This is a genomic window from Asaia bogorensis NBRC 16594, assembly GCF_001547995.1.
Lineage (GTDB): Bacteria > Pseudomonadota > Alphaproteobacteria > Acetobacterales > Acetobacteraceae > Asaia > Asaia bogorensis.
Map to the genome: position 1 here is coordinate 2,094,175 of NZ_AP014690.1, position 18,303 is coordinate 2,112,477.

Annotated in this window: 18 protein-coding genes; 8 read left to right on the plus strand and 10 right to left on the minus strand. The window is 59.3% G+C overall.

Features of this window, described 5'->3' with window-relative positions; all coding sequences use genetic code 11:
* Nucleotides 1–30: 30 nt before the first annotated feature.
* From era to rpoZ, 6 genes are all read right to left on the minus strand, one after another.
* Nucleotides 31–921, minus strand: a complete 891-nt coding sequence (gene era / locus Asbog_RS09365) for a GTPase Era (RefSeq protein WP_062164948.1) — start codon at nt 919–921, stop codon at nt 31–33.
* Entirely contained in the window at nt 918–1,667 is a 750-nt protein-coding gene (rnc, locus tag Asbog_RS09370) for a ribonuclease III (protein WP_062164949.1), read from the minus strand. The genes era and rnc overlap by 4 nt, the downstream gene beginning before the upstream one ends.
* A 9-nt stretch (nt 1,668–1,676) precedes the next feature.
* Nucleotides 1,677–2,471 carry a signal peptidase I gene (gene lepB, locus Asbog_RS09375; protein ID WP_035443895.1) on the minus strand — a complete coding sequence of 265 codons (795 nt, stop codon included), beginning with the start codon at nt 2,469–2,471 and terminating at the stop codon, nt 1,677–1,679.
* A 43-nt stretch (nt 2,472–2,514) separates the two neighbouring features.
* Nucleotides 2,515–2,925 carry a holo-ACP synthase gene (gene acpS, locus Asbog_RS09380; RefSeq protein ID WP_062164950.1) on the minus strand — a complete coding sequence of 137 codons (411 nt, stop codon included), beginning with the start codon at nt 2,923–2,925 and terminating at the stop codon, nt 2,515–2,517.
* Between the two features lie 8 nt (nt 2,926–2,933).
* Entirely contained in the window at nt 2,934–5,147 is a 2,214-nt protein-coding gene (locus Asbog_RS09385) for a RelA/SpoT family protein (RefSeq protein WP_062165850.1), read from the minus strand.
* A gap of 163 nt (nt 5,148–5,310) precedes the next feature.
* Nucleotides 5,311–5,709, minus strand: coding sequence for a DNA-directed RNA polymerase subunit omega (gene rpoZ / locus Asbog_RS09390; protein ID WP_023978537.1), 399 nt, complete (start codon nt 5,707–5,709; stop codon nt 5,311–5,313).
* Nucleotides 5,710–5,994: 285 nt separating this feature from the next.
* Here rpoZ and Asbog_RS09395 point away from each other — a divergent pair, with 285 nt between their 5' ends.
* The 4 genes from Asbog_RS09395 (at nt 5,995) to Asbog_RS09410 (ending at nt 8,903) form a co-directional block, all read left to right on the plus strand.
* Nucleotides 5,995–6,600 carry a LabA-like NYN domain-containing protein gene (locus tag Asbog_RS09395; RefSeq protein WP_062164951.1) on the plus strand — a complete coding sequence of 202 codons (606 nt, stop codon included), beginning with the start codon at nt 5,995–5,997 and terminating at the stop codon, nt 6,598–6,600.
* A gap of 27 nt (nt 6,601–6,627) precedes the next feature.
* Nucleotides 6,628–7,149 carry a hypothetical protein gene (locus tag Asbog_RS09400; protein WP_062164952.1) on the plus strand — a complete coding sequence of 174 codons (522 nt, stop codon included), beginning with the start codon at nt 6,628–6,630 and terminating at the stop codon, nt 7,147–7,149.
* A 138-nt stretch (nt 7,150–7,287) separates the two neighbouring features.
* Complete coding sequence (locus Asbog_RS09405) at nt 7,288–8,175, plus strand: NAD(P)-dependent oxidoreductase (RefSeq protein ID WP_062164953.1); 888 nt, start codon at nt 7,288–7,290, stop codon at nt 8,173–8,175.
* Between the two features lie 119 nt (nt 8,176–8,294).
* Nucleotides 8,295–8,903, plus strand: coding sequence for a superoxide dismutase (locus Asbog_RS09410; RefSeq protein WP_062164954.1), 609 nt, complete (start codon nt 8,295–8,297; stop codon nt 8,901–8,903).
* A 128-nt stretch (nt 8,904–9,031) separates the two neighbouring features.
* On the opposite strand, the gene yajC is transcribed toward Asbog_RS09410, so the two are convergent.
* Nucleotides 9,032–9,346: a preprotein translocase subunit YajC gene (gene yajC, locus Asbog_RS09415; protein ID WP_023978541.1), complete on the minus strand. Its 315-nt coding sequence runs from the start codon at nt 9,344–9,346 to the stop codon at nt 9,032–9,034.
* Nucleotides 9,347–9,468: 122 nt separating this feature from the next.
* Here yajC and Asbog_RS09420 point away from each other — a divergent pair, with 122 nt between their 5' ends.
* On the plus strand, nt 9,469–10,311 hold the full coding sequence (locus Asbog_RS09420; RefSeq protein ID WP_062164955.1) for an ATP-binding protein: 843 nt from the start codon (nt 9,469–9,471) through the stop codon (nt 10,309–10,311).
* Between the two features lie 103 nt (nt 10,312–10,414).
* On the opposite strand, the gene Asbog_RS09425 is transcribed toward Asbog_RS09420, so the two are convergent.
* Nucleotides 10,415–12,931: a TonB-dependent receptor plug domain-containing protein gene (locus Asbog_RS09425; protein WP_062164956.1), complete on the minus strand. Its 2,517-nt coding sequence runs from the start codon at nt 12,929–12,931 to the stop codon at nt 10,415–10,417.
* Nucleotides 12,932–13,357: 426 nt separating this feature from the next.
* Here Asbog_RS09425 and Asbog_RS09430 point away from each other — a divergent pair, with 426 nt between their 5' ends.
* Both Asbog_RS09430 and Asbog_RS09435 read left to right on the plus strand, forming a co-directional pair.
* Complete coding sequence (locus Asbog_RS09430) at nt 13,358–14,458, plus strand: aromatic ring-hydroxylating oxygenase subunit alpha (RefSeq protein WP_062165852.1); 1,101 nt, start codon at nt 13,358–13,360, stop codon at nt 14,456–14,458.
* The gene (locus tag Asbog_RS09435) at nt 14,455–15,417 is read left to right on the plus strand and encodes a bifunctional GNAT family N-acetyltransferase/(deoxy)nucleoside triphosphate pyrophosphohydrolase (protein WP_062164957.1); all 963 of its coding nucleotides are present in this window, start codon (nt 14,455–14,457) and stop codon (nt 15,415–15,417) included. Before Asbog_RS09430 ends, Asbog_RS09435 begins: the two co-directional genes overlap by 4 nt.
* Before the next feature lie 14 nt (nt 15,418–15,431).
* Here the strand turns inward: Asbog_RS09435 and Asbog_RS09440 are convergent, their stop codons facing one another.
* Nucleotides 15,432–16,340 carry an SMP-30/gluconolactonase/LRE family protein gene (locus Asbog_RS09440; protein ID WP_062164958.1) on the minus strand — a complete coding sequence of 303 codons (909 nt, stop codon included), beginning with the start codon at nt 16,338–16,340 and terminating at the stop codon, nt 15,432–15,434.
* Nucleotides 16,341–16,471: 131 nt separating this feature from the next.
* On the opposite strand from Asbog_RS09440, the gene Asbog_RS09445 reads away from it, so the two are divergent.
* The gene (locus Asbog_RS09445; RefSeq protein ID WP_062165854.1) at nt 16,472–17,224 is read left to right on the plus strand and encodes a competence/damage-inducible protein A; all 753 of its coding nucleotides are present in this window, start codon (nt 16,472–16,474) and stop codon (nt 17,222–17,224) included.
* Nucleotides 17,225–17,314: 90 nt separating this feature from the next.
* Here the strand turns inward: Asbog_RS09445 and Asbog_RS09450 are convergent, their stop codons facing one another.
* Entirely contained in the window at nt 17,315–18,271 is a 957-nt protein-coding gene (locus Asbog_RS09450) for an acetyl-CoA carboxylase carboxyltransferase subunit alpha (protein WP_062164959.1), read from the minus strand.
* Nucleotides 18,272–18,303 lie beyond the last annotated feature (32 nt).

Genomic DNA, 18,303 nt, shown 5'->3' on the forward strand with positions numbered 1-18,303 from the left:
TAGGGCGCGGCCTGTCCTCACAAGAACTTCTCAGGCGTCATCCAGCCCGATGGCACGCAGTCTGGCCTTTTCCTCATCCCAGCCCGCGCGCTCACGCACGTTCAGGAAAAGATGGCAGGGCCGTTCAAGCAACCGACCCAGATCCAGACGGGCCCGCTCGCCGATGCTGCGAATCTTGCGTCCCCCTTCACCTATCAGGATGGCCTTGTGCCCTGGCCGGGAGACATAGATCGTGGCATCGATGCGCACTGACCCATCAGGGCGTTCCTTGAAGCTCTCTGTCTCGACGGTGGCTTGGTAGGGGATTTCCTCATGGGTCTGCATGAAAATCTGCTCACGCACCAGTTCGGCTGCAAGCAAACGATCAGGCAGATCGGTCAAATCATCCTCCGGATAGAGGTAAGGCCCCTCCGGCAGTTCAGCTGCGAGATAATCCAGCAGATCGTCCACCCCATCACCCGAACGGGCGCTGAGCATGAACACATGCTCGACCGACAGCTGATCGGTAATGGCTTTGGTCAGGGGCAGAAGCTGCTGCGTGGTCACGAGGTCGGTCTTGTTGAGCACAAGCCAGACACGACGCTTCTGCCTCGCCAGGGTATCGATGACCGCCTGGGCCTCTTCGCGTATGCCAGCCTTGGCATCGATCAGCAGGAGCGAGATATCGGCGTCCTGTGATCCGGTCCACGCTGCCGCCACCATAGCCCGGTCGAGCTTGCGCTTTGGCTTGAAGATACCCGGCGTATCAACCAGCAGAATCTGGGAAGTCTGCCGCATCAGGATCCCGAGCACGCGAAAGCGCGTCGTCTGGGCCTTGGGACTGACGATCGAGAGCTTGGTCCCGGTCATACGGTTGATCAGGGTGGATTTACCGGCATTCGGAGCCCCGACCAGGGCGACGAAACCACAACGTGTTGTCATTTTCTATCCTTCGTGCCTTTACGGCCACGGTTCAATCGCCGAAGCAAGACAGTAGCAGCCTCACTCTCGGCCTGGCGTTTGCTACCCGCAACGCCCTCTCCTTTCTCCCCCATAGCAGAAACCGCGATGGTAAAGCGCGGCGCATGTGAGGGACCTTCCATGGAAAGCGTTTCGTAATCCGGCAGGGGGTATCCCCGTGCGAGAACGAACTCCTGCAGCGTTGTCTTGGGGTCCTTGGGCGGCGTGATCTGCGAGGTCAGCAGATCCTTCCACTTTTCCCGCACAAAACGTCGCGCCGGCTCCAGTCCGCCATCGAGATAGAGCGCCCCTAACAGAGCCTCCATCGCGTCGGCCTGAACATTCGCAAGGCCGCGTATTCCGGCCTGCTCCTCATGTTCCGCGATATGCAGCGCCCCGGCTACACCGATGCTCTCTGCAATCGGGGCCAGAGCATTGCGCGAGACCAGCGAGGCATGGCGCGGCCCCAGCGCACCTTCGGGCTCATCGGGAAACTGCTCAAGCAGCCATTCAGCCATCAGCAGGCCAAGCACGCGATCACCGATGAATTCCAGCCGCTCGTTCGAGGCTGCGCTGGCAACCCGTGCGGCCTGACGTGGGGCGCGCTTCCCCTGACGGGCGGAGACGGCGGAACGGTGGGTAAGCGCCTGTCGCAGAAGCCCCTGATCAGCAAACTGGTGGCCAAGGGCCTTCTGGAGGGTTTCTGCTATGGCGTCATGCGTCGTCATGAGCCACCCTCAATGCATGGTCGCAAAAAGATGGCTCCAGCGGATCTCGAAAGGCCATTGCCAGAACTGCCAAAGAGGATGAACCGCCTCGTACGAAAAGAATACGAAGCGTGCTTTGCCCACCAGATTGACCATCGGCACATAGCCAAGATCCACACCATTATCGCGCTGGAAACGGCTGTCTCCACTATTGTCGCGGTTATCGCCCATCGCGAAGAAGTAACCCTCGGGCACAACATATTCGCGCGTGTCGTTCTGCTCACCCTCATCCGTCTGCTTCAGGATCTGATGCGTGACGGGCGCGGCGCCCGCACTTCCGGGCAGGGTTTCGAGATAACGTATGCCCGTCTGCGGATAACGGTTCTCATCCATCACGGAATAGGCGCCCAGCGACTGGCGCGGCACCAGCGTGCCGTTAAGATAAAGCTCGCCTGCACGCATCTGGATGTGATCACCCGGCAGACCGATGATGCGCTTGATATAATCGACCGACGTGTTCTGCGTATAGCGGAACACCGCGACATCGCCACGATGCGGCGACGCGCCCCAGATGCGCCCCTCAAAGAGATGGGGCGAAAACGGCATGGAGAATCGAGACCAGCCATAATCGAATTTCGTGACGATAATGTAGTCGCCCACCTGCAGGGTCGGGATCATGGACGCGCTGGGAATATTGAACGGCTCGAGAACCACCGTTCGTATCGCCAGCAATACGACGATCCAGATCGCGACAAAGCGCACGATCTCAAGGGGGGTGTCTTCTTTTTTCCTGGAGGCACGTGCCTCCTGATTCTGGTCGGTCATATCCGGGTCTTAGCGCAGGTGGTGGGGCATTGGCGACAGGCTATCACGAAGTACAGGAAACTGACTGCACGATCACATAAGCCAGTGCATAGGGTGTTTCATCACTCAGGCTGAGCAGGATTTCCGCCCGCTCTCCCGGCAGGGCCATCGCAGCAAGACAACGCGCCGCCTCGCCCCTCAGGGTCAGGAAGGGTTTACCCGATGCATCATTGCCGGTCTCAATATCGGTCAGGGCAATACCGTCGCGAAAGCCGGTGCCTAACGCCTTGACGCACGCTTCTTTAGCCGCCCATCGCTTGGCAAGGATACCGATACGGCCATCGCCCTTGCGCGTATCCGCATAGGCGCGTTCCGCTGCGGTAAAGCTGCGCTCGAGAAATCTTTCCCCTGAACGCTCAAGAGCGCGTGCGATACGACGCATATCGCACAGATCCGTGCCAATTCCCCTGATCATCCCGCAACTCAGTTCCGGGCGCGCTCGACCTGCATGACACCCTGCGCCGAGCGCAGCGCTGCAATCATGGCGGAGAGGTGCCGCACGTCACGGACTTCGAGATCGACCAGAATTTCCATGAAATCGAGCTGGCGGTTCAGAATGCGCAGATTGACGACACTGCCATTATGCTTCGAGGCCGTATTAGTGAGGGTAGTCAGAACGCTCGACTCATTGGCAGCAATCACGCTGACACGTCCGATATGCGGTGCGCCGCGTTCGCCTTGCGCCAGAGCCTCATAATCCCAGTCGATTTCAAGGAACCGCTCAGGCGTGGACGAGAAGGCACTCAAATTCTGGCAGGCACGCTGGTGGATGGTTACGCCCTTGCCCTGCGCGATGATGCCTACGATCGGATCACCCGGCAGCGGATGACAGCACCCGGCGAAATGGGTCGCAATCCCGGAGCCGATACCGGTGATGATCGAACCGCTCTTGGCGCCATAACGCGGCGCCGTACCGCCCCCCCCACCAAGGCGACCGGACAGACCCGGCACCATACGAGGCGCGCGATGGGTCTGGCGCAGCTCAGGATAAGCCGCATTGACCACGTCACGCGGCCCAAGCTGACCATTGCCAACCGCAACGTAGAGATCTTCGATGCTGGCCTGACGCAGATCGCGCAGCAGTGATTCCAGCACTTTCTCGCTGCCATCGACACCTTCCTGACGGAAAGCCTTGGCCAGCGCAGTGCGCCCGGTATCAAGATTGACCTGGCGCTGCTGCAACGCGACATGGCGGCGTATGCGCGCGCGCGCCTTGCCTGTAACGACGAACCGCTCCCAGGACGCGGAGGGCGTCCCGCCACGCGCCGTCATGATCTCGACCTGATCGCCATTCTGCAATTCATGACGCAGGGGCATCAGGCGGCCATTGATCTTGGCGCCTACGCAGGCATCACCAACCTGACTATGCACCGCATAGGCGAAGTCTACGGGTGTCGCGCGACGCGGCAGGGAGATCAGCTGCCCTTTGGGGGTGAAACAGAAAACCTGATCCTGATACAGTTCGAGCTTCGTGTTTTCGAGAAATTCGTCAGGTGCCTCGGAATCCTCAAGAATCTCGAGCAGGTCCTGCACCCAGCGCAGCTTGTTGAGGCCCAGAGCCGCAACTTCGCTATTGGACGCCTGCGCCTCGTCACGTTCCTTGTAGGCCCAGTGCGCTGCCACACCGTTCTCGGCAAAATTGTGCATGTCCGCCGTACGGATCTGCACTTCGATCTTTTGGTTTCGCGGCTGTCGCAGGGTCACGCCCGTATGAAGGCTCTGATAGCCATTGGCCTTGGGCGTGGAAATGTAATCCTTGAAGCGCCCAGCAATCATCGGATAGGCGCCGTGTATGGCACCCAGCGCGGCATAACAGGCGTCACGGCTGGGAACGATCACGCGAAATGCCATAATGTCGGAAAGCTGCTCGAACGCGACATTGCGCTTTTGCATCTTGGCCCAGATGGAATAGGGCGATTTTTCCCGCCCCGTCACATCAATCTGGGGCAGACCGACCTCGGCACAGAGCGCCTTCAGTTCATGCTTGATCTGCTCGATGATATCCGCGCCATGACCCCGCAGAAAGTTCAGGCGCGCCCGGATTGTCGCATCGGCCTCGGGCTCGAGCTGCTCGAATGAGAGGTTCTGCAGTTCGGTCTTGACGCGGTCCATACCAATGCGCTCGGCCAGCGGCGCATAGATATCCATCGTTTCACGGGCAATGCGCAGGCGTCGATCTTGCCGCTGCACGTAATGCAGCGTGCGCATGTTATGCAGGCGATCGGCAAGCTTCACGATCAGCACGCGAATATCGCGTGACATCGCCAAAACAAGCTTACGGAAGTTTTCCGCCTGCTTCGTTCGGTCCGACTGCAACTCCAGACGGGTCAGCTTGGTCACACCATCGACCAGACTGGCCACCGTCTCACCGAAGCGATCCTTCAGAAAGGCCGGTGTGATCCCGGTATCTTCGACCGTGTCGTGCAGCAGCCCGACCATGATCGAAGGCACGTCCATGCGAAAACCTGCAAGGATGTTCGCTACGGCGATGGGATGGATGATATAGGGTTCACCGTTATCGCGCTTTTGCTCGCGATGCGCCTTTTCGGCAACTTCGTAGGCTTCTTCCACACGCTTGAGGTCCGCTTGCGGATCATAAGCAGCAATACGGCGAAGAAGACCGCTGATCGACGGCATGGCGGGTGCCAAGCCGGCCGGTTCAGCGGCGAGGATTTCAGGCGCTGGCGTGTTGTGTTCGGCGCCGGGGAGAAGGGTGTCAGACATGCCGGTACTCTCTCCCGCAACCTAGATCGTTGAATACGCTACCGGACCACAGAACAGCCCGGCACCGCAAGAGGACTCAGCGGCGGCCGCGTCCTCCGAACTCTGCCTCGAACGATGCCTCGAGCTCGGCTGTCGACATGGTTTCAGCCATGTGGGCATGCTCTTCTTCAGAAGAGACATCCTGCAGGCCAAAGATGTTCTGATCGGTCGGGATGAGGTCCATTACCTCTTCATCGACAGGCTCAGGCTCGGGTGCACGGGCCAGGGAGCGCACGATACCATCCTTGAGCGTGCCGAGATTGACCTTGTCTTCCGCGATTTCGCGCAGGGCCACGACAGGGTTCTTGTCATTGTCACGATCAAGGGTCATCTCTTCGCCACGCGACAGGCCACGAGCGCGCTGTGCAGCAAGGAGAACGAGCTCGAAGCGGTTCGGAACCTTTTCGATGCAGTCTTCAACGGTAACGCGTGCCATAAAACTCTTCCCAACCAATTTCCGCGGATCGACGTGAATTGTGCAAAATAGCATAGCCGGTGGGTCGGCACAATCATTACGGCGATTGTCCTCTGCACGCAGCCTGACCTTCGCCCTTTGGGAAACAAAGATAACAACAGCTTTGTTCATCAGACTGACATAGTCTAACCATTACGAAATGCAGCGCTCACTGTTTTATCCGCCCCGCTTTTGTTAAACTTCCAGGGTAATTCCAACTGATTGCCGCGAAGTCACGTCGCGACATATCTCTCATACGGATCAGACATGCTCGACAAGAACGAGAAAACTGCTGTTTTTATAGATGGATCGAGCCTGTACTACACCGCGAAAACTCTTGGTTTTGAAGTCGATTATCGCAGGCTTCTGCGCTATCTGAAATCGGGTACCCGCCTGCTGCGCGCCCATTACTACGCCGCAATACCAGAGACTGAGGAATATTCGCCGCTCAAGCCTCTGACAGATTGGCTGGCCTATAATGGTTACATGCTGGTCACGAAGACAGCGCGCGAATTTACCGATCAATCCGGCCGCCGCCGCCTCAAGGGCAATATGGATGTCGAGCTGGCGGTGGATCTACTTGAGCTTGCCGACAAGATCGATCATGCCGTTATCTTCAGCGGAGATGCCGATTTGCGCCGCGCTGTGGAAGCCATACAGAGACGGGGCGTTCGAGTGACTGCGGTCTCATCCCTCCGCTCCTCGCCGCCACTGATCGGCGATGACCTTCGTCGACAGGTCGATCAGTTCATCGAGCTCGGAGATATCGCGGCCGAGTTCACACGCCGACAGGCCGATACCCCTGCCCGCCCACGATCTAACCCCATTCGTCATCCGGCAGATGTCACCGTTGATCATGATATGGATGACTGAAGGACGTCACGAGGGGAAGCCTGAGGCATGGCAAGTCCGGCGCATGCGAAGGAAACGTGCATCCTGATCGTCAGCCTAGGCGCAATCGCGTCCGAGCAGCGCACGCAGCTTGAGCAAGCACTCGATGCCGCGCTCAGGCTCCAGGCACCCCGATCGCGTCAGACACCGCATCTCGTTTTCCACAACCTTGTCGCGCCCGATCAGATGCGTGCTGCCATGTCTCAAAGATCATCGACACAGGGATTGCCGGATCAGGAACAACCGACTTCTCTGATGCGAGAGGACGCCCATACCGGCCTCTCCCAACTTGTCACCAGTCTGACCGGACTTCACATCGTGGTTAATCTGGGCGTTGCCGCCCATATCTCAACTCTGGATGCCTATGGCGTGCCATGGGCAAAGATCCCTTTCAAACCCCATGACGCACTTATCCTTCCAGACGGCCTGCTGCTTGCCGGGTTCCCGTCGCACACCGGGATATGTATTGACACAATCGCTTCTTCCCTCGCACAGCTGACCGCAATGAGCGCGACCCAGGCGTCGCTTTGACTGTTTTCGTGTCAGTCATCTAGCGCGGCCCAAGGATCCTGAGGAGCCGGATGCCGCGATGGCGAGTGCAAGGGGCGGCGCAACCCTGACAGGCAGCGTGCATTAACCCACGGCAGCAGGCATTGAAGGAGCTTCATCATGAACCAGCGCAATTCAGGCACAATCGGCTTTATCGGCTATGGCGCGATGGGCTCGCTGATGGGACGCAATCTTCGCAAGACGGGATATGGGGTTTGTGCCTATACGCCATCGGGTCGCAAGCAGGACGAGGAAACCCCGGTTGAGACGTCGGCGTGCAGACTTGCAGAGAAGGCCGACATCCTGATCCTGTGCGTCCCCAATGACGCGGCCATCTTTGCTTCGGCAGAAGGCGAGGACGGGTTTCTGATCGGTGCCCGTTCGAACACATTGGTGATCAATTGCAGCACGATCTCCCCCGAAGCAACCGACAGGCTGCAGCAGCTTGCTGAGAAGCGGGGACTACGCTTCGTCGACGCCCCCATGTCAGGAAGCACCCCCGAAGCCGAAAAGGGCGAGCTCGTCATGCTGGTGGGAGCATCCGAACAGGATCTTGCCGCCGCCGCGCCCGTGCTGGACGCCATCGGCAAGCTCACCATTCATGCCGGAGACGTCGGGGCGGGCACACGTCTCAAGCTCGTCATCAACGGCATCATGGGCGCAACGCTCAACGTGATTGCCGAAGCCGTGGGTTATGGCCTCGATAGCGGCCTGAACCGTGACATGCTGTATGACGCACTCTCTCAGGTGGCCGTCATCTCGCCGCATCACAAGCGCAAGCTCGGTGCTGCACAGCAGGGCGATTTTTCGCCGCAATTCCCCACCCGCCTCATGTCCAAGGATATGGGATTGCTCATCAGCGCCGCCAGATCGACGCACAGCTTCTGCCCTGCCATTGCTGTGGCAGACCAGGCACTGGCCCTTTCGGGCAAGCGTCATGCCAATGACGATTACTCTGCCCTGCTTGGCGCCATCGAAAAGAGCGTCGTCAAGCACGACAGCCGATAGATCAGCGCGGCACGAACCGGTGCCGCAACGGGTTGACGAAACCGGTTGCGCACCATAGCTGCCTTCTGTGGCCAGACAGCCCGTCTGGCCCTCACCATGACAGTCCAGGAGACGCGACCATGGCTTTCGAACTGCCGTCCCTTCCCTACTCGTCCGGTGCGCTCGCCGCCTCTGGCATGTGCCAGGAAACGCTTGAGCTGCATCATGGCAAGCATCATCAGGCTTATGTCACGGCGCTGAACGGCTTTGTCGAAGCCAAGCCGGAGCTTCAGGGCAAGAGCCTTGAGGAAATCATCCTCGCCGTGAAGGGTGATGCCGCACAGGCTCCCGTATTCAACAACGCGGGCCAGCACTGGAACCATATCCTGTTCTGGAAGAACCTTGCGCCGAATGGCGGTCAGGTGCCGTCCAAGCTGGCCGCAAAGATCGAGTCCGATCTCGGTGGTCTCGATGCGTTCAAGACTGCGTTCAAGCAGGCCGCCATTTCGCAGTTCGGCTCGGGCTGGGCATGGCTGGTTCTTGGCAATGATGGCAAGCTCGCCGTGACCAAGACAGCCAATGGCTCGAACCCGCTGGCCGAAGGCCAGGGTCGTGCCCTGCTGGGTCTGGATGTGTGGGAACACGCCTATTATCTGGACTTCCGCAACCGTCGTCCTGATTACATCACCAACTATCTCGACAAGCTTGCCAATTACGAGTTTGCCGAAGCAGAGCTGCTCTCTGCCTGATATCGTTCCGGGCTGCCCTGAGGATTGTTCCTGGGACTATCTGCGGGGCAGCACAAGACGATATCCCATGAAAAAGGCCGGCTCCCTCTCGGGGCCGGCCTTTTTCGATCTGTACGGATCGCTGCGCCTTACTTGGCGGGCTTGCCACCGTCATTCGCTGGCTTGGCCGTGCTGGTCAGAACCTGCGAGACATTTTCGCGCATCAGCTGGATCTTCACGCCGGGAGCAATCTCGATTTCGATTTCCTTGGTCCCCTCACGGGCAAGCTGAACCACGCCGATGATGCCGCCACTGGTCACAATACGGTCACCACGACGCAGCGCGTTGAGCTGTGCCTTGAGTTCCTTCTGGCGTGCCTGCTGGGGACGGATGAGCACGAAATAGAACACGACGAACACGAGGATCATCGGGAGGAATGAGATAATCCCGCTGTTGGCGAGCATGCGTTTCTTCCATATGTCGATAGTCAGGGACCGGACACGTCATGGGACGGACCGGATTGCAGCCGGACCATAATTGACCGCGCCTGCACGTCAAGCACGGCTTTGGAACAAGGGAGAAACCTATGGACCCCGTTCTGCTCGAAAAACTCGAGCGTATTGCATCGGCTCTGGAACGCCTGTCACCCGCACCGGCCAGCGCAACCACGCTCGAGACAGGCGACGCCTTCATGTGGCAGGGGGCGTCCGCAAGCCTGCGACCCGTCGCGCAGGTCCACGGGGTCGATCTCTCGCTGCTGCGCGGGATTGATCGCCAGACCCGGCTGGTTCTGGAAAACACGCGTCATTTCGCACAGGGTCGCACAGGCAATAATGTCATGCTCTGGGGTGCGCGGGGTATGGGTAAATCCTCGCTGGTCAAGGCGTGCTTTGCCGCGGCCAATCGCGAGCGGCCTCATGCCCTTGTCCTGATCGAGATCCAGCGCGACGATCTCTCCACCCTCCCCCGACTGCTCGATATCCTGCGCGCCCAGCCCCGGCGCTGTATCCTCTTTTGCGATGACCTCTCCTTCGAGACACAGGATGCCGATTACAAATCGCTGAAATCGGTTCTGGATGGTGGCATCATGGGCCGCCCCGAGAACGTACTGTTCTATGCCACGTCCAATCGTCGCCATCTCATGCCGCGTGACATGATGGAAAACGAAAGCGGCAGCGCCATCAACCCGCAGGAAGCCGTCGAGGAAAAGGTCTCCCTGTCAGACCGCTTCGGCCTGTGGATCGGTGTTCATGGCTGCAACCAGGAAACCTATCTCGCAATTGTCGACGGCTATGCAGCCCACCGCAGACTCGCCATCTCGACCGAGGCGCTGCATCGGCACGCTCTGGAATGGGCCATGGAACGTGGGGGCCGCTCCGGCCGCGTTGCCGCCCAGTTCATCGACCATCTCAGCGCGACGCTGGGATGAAAAAAGCCGGGCCGGTCATGCACCGGCCCGGCCTGAATGGCTTATCCGAAAGAAAAGCTTCTGCAGGGACCCCTGTCTGGTCCCTGCATGGATGACAGAACGATCAGAACGTCGCGTTCAGACGGCCGTAGTAATAGGCACCATAGATCGGGATACCCGAGGAGTCGGTGTCATAGATCTTCGGACCCAGATAGTTGGTGATCGGGTTCACGTGGCGCGGGCGCTGGTTGAAGATATTGTTCGCGCCGATAGCGAAATGCCAATGCTCGGTGAAGCGATAGCCAACTTCAAGATCTGTCAGCCAGACAGGCGTATTCTTGAATTCTGCCCATTCAGTGTTGGAGTACTTGATCGCCGCTGGTGCCAGATCCTCATAGGTCAGCAGCGACTTGGTCTCGCCATAGCGGGTCTGACGCAGGTTCACGTCCCACTGATGATACGTCCAGTAGGCGTTCAGGATCAGCTTGCTGCGCGGTGAGCCCGTGGTGAGATAACCCACCGTCTGCGCATTGGCTGCGGGATCGCCGAAAGCGTTGGTGTTGATATGGCTGATGCGCGTGCGGTTGAGGTTGAGCATCGCGCTCAGGTTGAGCGTGCCATAGCGGTGCAGATGCAGCAGGTAGTCGGATTGCAGGTCGAGACCCTGTGTGCGCGTGCTGGCCACGTTGGCAAAGTAGTTGGCCGTCACGTTGCTGGGGTCGATTCCGCTTGGCAGATCCACGCCTGTCAGGGCGATCGCGTCCAGTGCTGTCTGACCATTGACCGTAGCCGAGCCGATAATGCGGTCACGGATATTGATCTGATAGACATCAACCGAGACATGCCAGTCCTTCAGCGGTTCTGCGATGATGCCGCCTTCGGCGCTCGTCGACCGCTCGGGCTTCAGACGCTGGGCACCAATGGTCTTGCCTGCAGCGCCAACAGTCTGGAGCAGGCCCGAAGCGCCAGTCGGTGAGACATTAAGCGCCGAGTAGTACTGCTCGGGCATGGTCGGCGCACGGAAGCCGTTGCTGATCGTGCCGCGGATTGCGAGCTTGCTGGTGATGTCGTAGCGCGTCGTGACCTTGCCGTTCTCGGTGTTGCCAAAATCGGTGTAATGCTCGAAGCGGCCTGCAAAATCGAGGTCCCAGTGCGGCAGCGGGTGGAAGTCGCCATCCAGATAACCAGCCCAGATATTGCGCTGCCACTTGCCTGCGTTCTGCGGCGTCAGACCGGCAAAGCCCTGTGTGCCGCCAAGCTCATACGAAGCCGGCTCGCCCGCCTTGATCGTGTACATTTCAAGGCGATGCTCGGCACCGAAGGCCAGCGTCATCGGCACGACATCCGCGATACGGAAGTTGCGACGGGCATCGAAATTGCTGGTCCACTGGGCAAGAGAATAGCTCTGGGCGCGCACCGTGGTGGGCGAGAACCCATAGGCCTTGTAATAGTTCGGGTTGAAGGTGTTCTTGTTCCCGATATCGTCGTCATCTTGGCCGTACAGCGTGCTCAGATCCCAGCTGAAGCCGAACAGATTATCGCCCTTGAGGCCCAGATTGGCCTGGAAGTCGTTCTCCTCGATCGTCTCCAACGGTGAGAAGCCATAAGGATAGGCGCTCGGTGCCACGGTGGGCACACGATAGTTCTCGTAAGCCTCGGAATGGCGATGGGCATAGGTGATCAGACCATAGGTCTCGATACCCTCCGTGATACCCTTGCCCCATTCGATGGAGAGATTTTCGCGTGTTTCTTCCGGGTTGGAGAGGATGTTGTTGGAGTTGGCGGGCCAGCTCGAGCTGGTCGTCCAGCGATGGTCGTCGGTGCTCTTGAGCTTCGAGACCCAGTGATCGGTGTGATAGACCTGACCGCTCAGGTGGACGAAACCGTCATTGCCCCATTTGAGACCACCATCGGCACCAATCAGATACTGCCATCCGGTGCCGTTATAGGCATTGGCACCCGTCTGCGCGACAGTGTTGATGCCATGATTGGTCTTCTTGGTGATGATGTTCACGACACCAGCGATGGCATCGGAGCCGTAAAGGGCGGCTGCGCCGTCACGCAGGATTTCGATGTGATCGATCGCGCCCGCCGGGATCATGTTCAGATCGACCGGGGTCGAACCCTGCTGCGGGCCCGCATCGGCATAGATATTGGCTGTCGTATTACGGCGCTTGCCATCGACCAGCACCAGAACCTCGTTAGGATTCAGGCCACGCATACGGATCGCCGAGGTCAGCGCACCGGCATCGGCACCGTTGGCCGTGACTGTGATGGAGGGATCAACGCGCGTGATGGCGTCTGCCAGGTTCAGCTGGCCCGAACGGCGCAGGGTGGCGGCGGAAACCACGGTGACAGGCACGGCACTGTCGCGAGCCTTGCGATTGAAGGCGTGGGTACCCGTCACGATGACAGACTCACCGCTATCGCCGCTCGCATCGCGTGCCTTGCGGGTGCGGATCTTGGGAACGGAATGAAGGGGCTGATCCGAGCCGATTGACGTTCTGTGGTGAACGACGCCGCTCTTTTTTACCTTTGGCGCGGTCTGCTCGGCAGGCTGCGTAGCCGCCTGAGCGTAGCTGAACCCGAATGGGAAGGAGAGAAGGGTCGCCGCCGCCAGTATTCTTCGCTTTGTAAACATCGTTCGAGCTGTCTCTCCATGGGATCGTGAACCAGGATCAGTCTAGGCAGCATCGAAAACTCGTTACAACGTCGAAATGGAATTTTCTTTCGTTAGCGGATCGAATGAGACAAAAAAAACACAGTTTGTCGCAGATAGCCAGCACAAACCGGCCAGTTTCAGCAATTATCTGTCGCCCGTTCTGTATTTCACGACCATAAGTTCCCCAGTGAACATTCCTGACGCAAAGGTGCTGTTCCCTCTGGCCGCAAGCCTGCTAAACTTCGCTCCTGCACAGGGTTGCAAGGATTTCAGAGCCACGCTCAGGGCCGCCAGCTTGTTGCCAGGCCTGGCCATGAGGCGGTCAAGACAGGGATACCGATGACGGAAAGCCTTATTAACGACACATCCGAAAACGCCAGATCAGGGCAGCGCTGTTCAGACGCCATGAGGCTGGGAAGCGACGTGGTTGATCTGCGCCGGGTCAAGTGTGATCCCGATTACTGGTACCCTGTCGCGTGGTCGCATGAGCTGCGCAAAGGCAAGACCATCGCGACACGTTTTGCCGGCCAGCCCATTGCGCTTGTGCGCCCGCAGGAAGGCACCGTGTTCGCTCTGGAGGATCGCTGCGCACACAGGCAGGTACCGCTCAGCAAGGGACGTGTCGAAGGCGAGGCGGTCCAGTGCTGCTATCATGGCTGGGCCTATGGCCGCTCGGGTCGCTGCATCGATGTGCCCTATCTGGGCAAGGGCAAACTCCCCAATGGTGTTCGCACCTATCCATGCCGTGAGGTGGAAGGGCTGATCTTCATCTTCCCCGGTGATCCAGCCAAGGCGGAAACGACCCCCTTCCCTCAGCTCGGCTCCGTTGCCGACCCAGCCTACAAGACCCGCCGTTTCGGCGAGCATGTAAACTGCCATTACAGCTTCATGCATGAGAACCTGATGGATATGAACCATCAGTTCATGCACTCGAAGCAGATGGGCAAGATGAAGCCCCGCTATCTTGGCGGTGCCGATGAGCCACGCATGGTCGAAGCGCGCTACAGCTTTGCCCGCGTGGGTGGAAAGCAGCCCTGGGGCGAGGCGCTGATCTTCGGAGAGCGTCGCGATGCCAGCGCGAAATTCGCGCATCGCGACGTCATGACCATCCGCACTGTCTATCCCTATCAGACGCTGCACATCCGTACCGGCGACGAACCACCCGTGATGGATCTCTGGATCGTCTACGTGCCTCAGGACGCTGAGCATCTTACATGCCGCGTATTCGGCCTGCTCTCGATTCGACGTCCCAAGCTCAAGGGAGCACTCGAACTCGCCTGGCCGCTCCTTGTCGGGTTCACGAACAGGATCTTCGCCGAGGACCGCGAGATTGTGGAACTTGAGCAGAAGGCGTGGCGTGAACTTGGCGGTGATCGCAATCAGGAAGTCTTTCCGGTCATCAACGCCCTGCGCGACCTGTTGCGTCGTTCGGGCATTCAGCCGGAAACACAGGCTCAGGATGCCGAGGCACTGACCGAACCGGATCGGGCTCAGGCCGCCGAATGAGTCTGATACTCGAGGTCTCGCCCTACCGTCTGCGCCCGCTTCAGCCGACCGATGGTGCCGCTGTACACAATCTAGTCAACGACTGGAGTGTGGTGCGCATGCTCAGCCATCTCCCTTTCCCCTACCCGCGGGAGCTGGCTGATCAATGGATTGCGAGCACTATCGAGCGTCAGGAAGCCGGCAAAGCCTGGCATTTCGCCATTTGCGACAATGACAGGCTTGTCGGCTGCATTGGCTTGTCGATGGATCGATCGACCCAGACGGCAAGGATTGGCTACTGGGTGGGACGTCCTTTCTGGCAGAAAGGCATTGCAAGTGCCTGCGTGCGACGCGTGGTCGAATGGGCGTTCGAGACACTTCCGGTCACGAAGATCATGGCAGATGTGGCGGAAGACAACCTGCCTTCGATCGCTCTGCTTGACCGCCTAGCCTTCGTGCGCTCAGGCACGACGCGTATTCCCTTCATTTCACGCGGGTCGGAACCCTATCCGGTGCTTACCTATAGACTGGATCGCACAACGGAGAAGGCAACGCCCGTGACACAGGGTAGCGGACCGCGTGTTCTCCTGGTCGTCGCAGCCGTGCTGATCGACCAGGAGCAGCGCGTTCTTCTGGCCCGTCGGCCGCCCGGCAAACCGATGGCCGGGTTATGGGAGTTCCCGGGTGGCAAGGTCGAGCCCCATGAATCGCCCGAACAGGCACTGATTCGCGAACTGGATGAGGAACTCGGGGTCGATATCTCGTCGGGATGTATCGCCCCCTTCACTTTCGTTTCCGAAAACATAGGGGGGCGGCATTTACTGATGCCGCTCTATCTCTGCACACGCTGGCGACGCCAGCCAGTACCGCGTGAGGGACAGGAACTGGCCTGGGTGCCGGTGGATGAACTGGATCGCTTCCCCATGCCAGCGCCCGACCGCCCCCTGATTCCCCTCCTCAGGGAGCTGCTCGCCGGCTGATCTGCAGGCGAGGTTCAGTCCGCCTTGACCAGAGCGATGCGATGCTGCGGCAACCCTGCCTTGTCGGCACGGAAAGTGAAAAGACTCCCCGATTGCGGATACCGGGCAAGGACTGCGTCGGAGAGGCCCTGACGCGCACTCGTGACATAGGCCGTCTTGCGATCATCACCACCAAAGGCGACTTTGGTGACATTCATGGCAGGCACAGCGAATGAGGCTCGTTCGACCCCATCGGGGGTGAAGCAGCGAACATGAGCGCCATTCCAGGTCGAACACCAGATATTGCCTTCGCTGTCTGACACAACGCCGTCCGGATAGCCCTTGTCCTCAGGCAGGTTCACGAAGATGCGCTTGTTCGACAAGGCCCCATCCGCGGAAAGGTCAAAACGGTAGATCACACCATTGGGGGTATCGCAGGCGTAGAGCAGCTTGCCATCGGGCGAGACTGCGGGGCCATTGGCGACCGTATATCCCGTGTCGTGGTGGCGCAGCACGAACCCTTCCGCCGTGTGATGGACCGAATAGAGAGAACCGCTCGGCGCTTCTTCCGAATCATCCATTGTGCCGAACCAGCCACGCCCGTGCAGGTCCACGCAGCCATCATTCAGGCGGTTGCCAGGCTTGTCGGCCTCGACATCCAGTTCCTTCTCGAAGCTGCTGGCCTGAGGGTCGAACCGGTAGAGCCCGTCAGGCAGCCCCGCCAGAAAGGTGCCGTCTTCCACTGGAAGCAGAAACGCGACCTTGCCGGGGGCGACCCAGTGATGGGCCTCGCCCAGCCCCGGTGTGAACCGATGGACCTTGCGACCGTTGATATCGACGAAATAGATGGCGTTTTCGCTGGAGATCCAGACCGGCCCCTCACCCAGATCGGCGCGGATGTCATAAGCGCATGATGCGCAGGGTTCGCTGTTCAGATCGCTCATTTCCTGTCTCCTGCGAAAAGGTCATAGTCAGGTTCATCAACTCGAAGTTGATCGACGTGTCGGGATTTAACGTCAGGACACCCTGTATGGTTGACGAAGTTATCATTCCCCGGCGATCAGAGGGAAACCCCATGCCACCCACCGCCTGTCTTCTCATCATCGGCAACGAAATCCTGTCTGGTCGCACGCAGGATGCCAATATCCGCTTCATTGCGAACGGCCTCGCCCGCTCGGGAATTGCGCTGGAAGAGGTTCGCGTCATTCCGGACAAGGCCAGGCGCATCGTCGATACGGTTGCGACCTGTCGCGCCATGTTCGACCATGTGTTTACCACGGGCGGCATCGGCCCGACCCATGACGACATAACCGCCGCCTGCGTCGCGGAGGCCGTTGGAGTCCCCCTTGAAATTCACGAGGAAAGCTACCGGAAGCTGGAATCTTATCTGGGCAAGGAGAAATTCAACAAGGCGCGGCAGCGGATGGCCTGGCTACCGCGCGGCGCTGTCCCGATTGAGAACACCGTCTCGATTGCTCCGGGTTTTTCGATTGCCAATGTCCATGTGATGGCGGGCGTACCCTCGATCATGCAATCCATGTTCAACGCTCTGCTCCCAACCCTTGAAGGCGGGGCCCCTCTATGCTCCGTGGCATGGCATGCGGATTTGCGTGAGGGGACATTGGCAGAGGGGTTAGAGGCAATCCAGAACGATTTCCCTACGCTCGACCTTGGCTCCTATCCGTTTGAACGTGCTGATGGGCGAAAGGGCGTGTCTCTCGTCGCCAAGGGCTACGATTCAGATCAGGTGGCGCAAGCCGGTGAGCGCATCCGACAACTGATCGATTCGCTTGGGGTGACGCCGATCGAGGGTGAACCTGCCCCCTGAGAGGCACAAAAAAACCGCCTGACCTGTTGGCCGGGCGGTTCTTCATCCTTCCGGGTCGGGGCCGTCAGACCCCGTCCGTAAATCGGTGCCTCAGAGCGTATCACGCCCCATCGCAAGGAACTTCTCGCGTCGCTTTGCCACCAGATTCTCTCCCTCAAAGGGAATTAGCTCGGCCAGCACATCGCCAATGGCGTCACCGACAGCGGCAATCGCTTCTTCCGGGAAACGCTGCGCCCCGCCGATGGGCTCGGGGATGATACGATCGATCAGGTGCAGCTTGAGAAGATCCTGAGCTGTCAGCTTGAGCGCCTCGGCCGCCGTAGCCGCCTGCTTGGGGTCGCGCCAGAGGATGGACGCGGCGCCTTCCGGGGCAATGACCGAATAAATCGAATGTTCAAGCATCAGAACGCGGTCACCGGCGCCGAGGGCAACAGCCCCGCCCGATCCGCCTTCACCGATGATGATGGCAATCAGCGGGACCGGTGCGCGGAGACAGCAATCGGTCGAACGGGCAATAGCCTGCGCCTGACCACGCTCTTCGGCATCGATGCCAGGCCATGCCCCTGACGTATCGATGAATGTCAGGATCGGCAGGCCAAAGCGGCCAGCCATCTCTACGAGGCGCTGCGCCTTGCGATAGCCTTCCGGCTTGGGCATGCCGAAATTATGACGCAGGCGCGACTCCATGTCGAAACCGCGCTCTGTGCCGATCACCATGACAGCCTGACCGCGGAAACGGGCAAGACCACCGACGATGGCCTGGTCATCGTGACCCAGACGATCACCGGCAAGCGGCGTATATTCCTCAAGCAGCCCCTTGAAGTAATCAAGAGCGCGAGGACGCTGCGCATGGCGCGCGACCATGACCTTCTGCCACGGCGTCAGCTTGGTATAGGCAGCACGAAGCTGCTTTTCCGCCTTGTCGGACAATTTGCCGATTTCGTCGGCAATGTTGATGCCTTCGCCGTCCTTGGCCATCTGGCGAAGTTCGGCAATCTTGTTTTCAAGCTCGGCAACCGGCTTTTCGAAATCGAGATACTGACGCATGACCCGCCGATAGCACGGGTTCATGTTCCACA

Bases quoted from the DNA above. Each gene is read 5' to 3' on its own strand.
- rpoZ (WP_023978537.1), bottom strand. From the start codon at position 5,709: ATGGCACGCGTTACCGTTGAAGACTGCATCGAAAAGGTTCCGAACCGC.
- era (WP_062164948.1), bottom strand. From the start codon at position 921: ATGACAACACGTTGTGGTTTCGTCGCCCTGGTCGGGGCTCCGAATGCC.
- Asbog_RS09420 (WP_062164955.1), top strand. From the start codon at position 9,469: ATGGACCCCGTTCTGCTCGAAAAACTCGAGCGTATTGCATCGGCTCTG.
- Asbog_RS09445 (WP_062165854.1), top strand. From the start codon at position 16,472: ATGCCACCCACCGCCTGTCTTCTCATCATCGGCAACGAAATCCTGTCT.
- lepB (WP_035443895.1), bottom strand. From the start codon at position 2,471: ATGACCGACCAGAATCAGGAGGCACGTGCCTCCAGGAAAAAAGAAGAC.
- Asbog_RS09400 (WP_062164952.1), top strand. From the start codon at position 6,628: ATGGCAAGTCCGGCGCATGCGAAGGAAACGTGCATCCTGATCGTCAGC.
- Asbog_RS09395 (WP_062164951.1), top strand. From the start codon at position 5,995: ATGCTCGACAAGAACGAGAAAACTGCTGTTTTTATAGATGGATCGAGC.
- Asbog_RS09405 (WP_062164953.1), top strand. From the start codon at position 7,288: ATGAACCAGCGCAATTCAGGCACAATCGGCTTTATCGGCTATGGCGCG.
- Asbog_RS09385 (WP_062165850.1), bottom strand. From the start codon at position 5,147: ATGCCGTCGATCAGCGGTCTTCTTCGCCGTATTGCTGCTTATGATCCG.
- Asbog_RS09430 (WP_062165852.1), top strand. From the start codon at position 13,358: ATGAGGCTGGGAAGCGACGTGGTTGATCTGCGCCGGGTCAAGTGTGAT.
- rnc (WP_062164949.1), bottom strand. From the start codon at position 1,667: ATGACGACGCATGACGCCATAGCAGAAACCCTCCAGAAGGCCCTTGGC.
- Asbog_RS09440 (WP_062164958.1), bottom strand. From the start codon at position 16,340: ATGAGCGATCTGAACAGCGAACCCTGCGCATCATGCGCTTATGACATC.
- Asbog_RS09435 (WP_062164957.1), top strand. From the start codon at position 14,455: ATGAGTCTGATACTCGAGGTCTCGCCCTACCGTCTGCGCCCGCTTCAG.
- Asbog_RS09450 (WP_062164959.1), bottom strand. From the start codon at position 18,271: ATGCGTCAGTATCTCGATTTCGAAAAGCCGGTTGCCGAGCTTGAAAAC.
- yajC (WP_023978541.1), bottom strand. From the start codon at position 9,346: ATGCTCGCCAACAGCGGGATTATCTCATTCCTCCCGATGATCCTCGTG.
- acpS (WP_062164950.1), bottom strand. From the start codon at position 2,925: ATGATCAGGGGAATTGGCACGGATCTGTGCGATATGCGTCGTATCGCA.
- Asbog_RS09425 (WP_062164956.1), bottom strand. From the start codon at position 12,931: ATGTTTACAAAGCGAAGAATACTGGCGGCGGCGACCCTTCTCTCCTTC.
- Asbog_RS09410 (WP_062164954.1), top strand. From the start codon at position 8,295: ATGGCTTTCGAACTGCCGTCCCTTCCCTACTCGTCCGGTGCGCTCGCC.